This is a genomic window from Nostoc sp. (assembly GCF_036919495.1).
Taxonomy (GTDB): domain Bacteria; phylum Cyanobacteriota; class Cyanobacteriia; order Cyanobacteriales; family Nostocaceae; genus Nostoc.
The window spans coordinates 1-2131 of sequence record NZ_JBALBZ010000083.1 but is presented as its reverse complement, the minus strand read 5'-3'; the positions used below and the strand labels follow the sequence as shown (position 1 = coordinate 2131).

Annotated in this window: 2 protein-coding genes; both read right to left on the bottom strand. The window is 42.2% G+C overall.

The genetic code is table 11. The features are described 5' to 3' along the window. Positions 1 to 43: 43 nt before the first annotated feature. Positions 44 to 1324, bottom strand: coding sequence for a S41 family peptidase (locus V7K25_RS12090; protein WP_335158170.1), 1281 nt, complete (start codon positions 1322 to 1324; stop codon positions 44 to 46). Between the two features lie 136 nt (positions 1325 to 1460). Then, a complete protein-coding gene (locus V7K25_RS12085) occupies positions 1461 to 1844 on the bottom strand; it encodes a hypothetical protein (protein WP_335158168.1) in 384 nt (127 codons plus the stop codon). Between the last annotated feature and the right edge of the window lie 287 nt (positions 1845 to 2131).

Genomic DNA, 2131 nt, shown 5'->3' with positions numbered 1-2131 from the left:
CTTCCAGACTTATTGAGGATAATTGTCAAAGGTATCCGTATACTTATTTCCCACGCTGTAAACTAAGATGATTGTCCCCCGACTGAATCAATTTGCTCAAGTTAGCAACGGCGCTAGCATATTGAGGATCGGCTAATGTCGCCAAAGTTTGGTTTTGCACTAAAGCTTTCTGTTGTGCCTCGGTTAACTCCACGTTAATATCTGGGGCAATACCAACATGATTGATATCTCGACCTTTGGGTGTGTAGTATTTAGCAATAGTTAGTTTCAGTCCCGAACCATCCTCTAGAGGCTCAACGGCTTGAACTAAACCTTTACCGAAAGTGCGAGTCCCTACTAAGGTGGCGCGACGATCGTCTTGCAGCGCTCCCGAAAGAATTTCGCTGGCGCTAGCAGATCCCTTATCAACCAGTATTACTAAGGGTTTGTCGGTGAGAGGATGCCCCGATGCATTGTAGCTCTCTTTAACTTGGTCTCGATTTACCAAAGACACGATCGCCCCTTGCTTCAACCACATACTGGCAATTTGCAAACTTGCATCCAGCAGTCCCCCAGGATCGGAGCGCAAATCCAAAACGTAGCCCTGCACCTGTTGTTTTTCTAATGCTTGAATTGCCCGATGCATCTCTGTGGGGGCAGTTTGTGTAAACTCTGGCAAGCGAATGTAACCAATCTTCCCTGCTGCTGTTGTTTGCGTGTTATAAGTTACAGGATGGATAGCAATATTTGCACGGGTAAGTTTGAAAGTTTGCGATTTATCGCCCCGTTGAATCATGAGTACTACTTTGGTTCCCACCGGGCCGAGAATCTGCTTAACAGCATCCTCAATTTTCATCCCCTGAGTTTTTTGACCATTAATTTGGACAATTACATCGTCCGGCAAAATACCCGCTTTAAAAGCAGGCGTTCCTGCGATTGGGGCGACAACGGTTAAAGCTTTAGTTTTTTCATTCTGTGCAAGTTCTAGTCCTACGCCACTGAGGTTGCCAGAAATGTCATTATTTAGGGCTTTAAATTCTTGTGGGTCGAAAAACTCGGTGTAGCGATCGCCTAATTTTGCTACCATTTCTTGAATCGCTCCATAAGCCTCTTTCTTGGAAGTATAGGAACGACTAATATACTGTTGGCGAATTGCTTTCCAATCTTGATGATTAAAGCTGACATCAACATAATTTTTATCTAGGATTTGCCACACCTCATCCACCATCTTTTGGGGACTAGATTGGGGTTTACCTAGAGCTTTTGAAGCGTAGAAACTACTTCCTGCAAGGATTACTGCCATAACGGCTAGTTCTATATTGACGAACCATTTTTGTTTAAACATGCTTTAACTCTTGAAGAATAATACATAATTCCGAATGTAATCTATGAAGGACTGAATACCCCAGTCGGAAATAATTATTTCTGTTAGCGTAGCCCATTCTGACGACTGACGACTGAATTCTGTTTTCAGAAAACTACTAGGAATTACCTTGGGATTGCCCTTTGCGGTGAGGATAGGCAGTCTTAAAAATATCCTGAATTTTAGTCTTTTGTTCAGCCGTGAGATTCAGGCTCAACACTGCTTTACGCATCTTTTCACCTTGCTGTAATTTCGTTGACAATTCCTTTGCCTGATCTGGGGTTAGAACTGCCTCAACTTGCTTGCGAACTTCTTCGCGCTTCTGGGCGCGTTCTGGCGTATTCGATGCTGGAGAGTTTGTCGTAGAAGTATCAGATACCTTTGTTCCAGAGTCATTCCCTTGAGATACATCTGGAGATTTAGAACTGGTGCAGCCTGTCATTCCTCCAATCAGGATAGTTGCAAGTAGGAGAGTTGGTAAAATTATCTGTTTTTTAATCATTTACTTCTCTTGTTTTTTGTGTGTAATTACGAATAACTGTTTAGAAGATGTTTGAAAAGTCGCTGCTTTCCTTACACAAGCTAATCTTAAAAGTTAGAATCAGTTTGCACATGAGCTAGAATTCCTAACCTAACCAGTAAAAAAGTACTCAAGTTATTGTGACTTTTTTCCTAATTTAGAAATAGTTAATTAGTCGGAACGGCTCTACCGATACTAGAGACAGATTCGTTATATATAAAGGAGAGTTTCATCTCAACAGCGCCCATCTCTAAGCCTTCTGCCTCCTT

Bases quoted from the DNA above. Each gene is read 5' to 3' on its own strand.
- V7K25_RS12085 (WP_335158168.1), bottom strand. From the start codon at position 1,844: ATGATTAAAAAACAGATAATTTTACCAACTCTCCTACTTGCAACTATC.
- V7K25_RS12090 (WP_335158170.1), bottom strand. From the start codon at position 1,324: ATGTTTAAACAAAAATGGTTCGTCAATATAGAACTAGCCGTTATGGCA.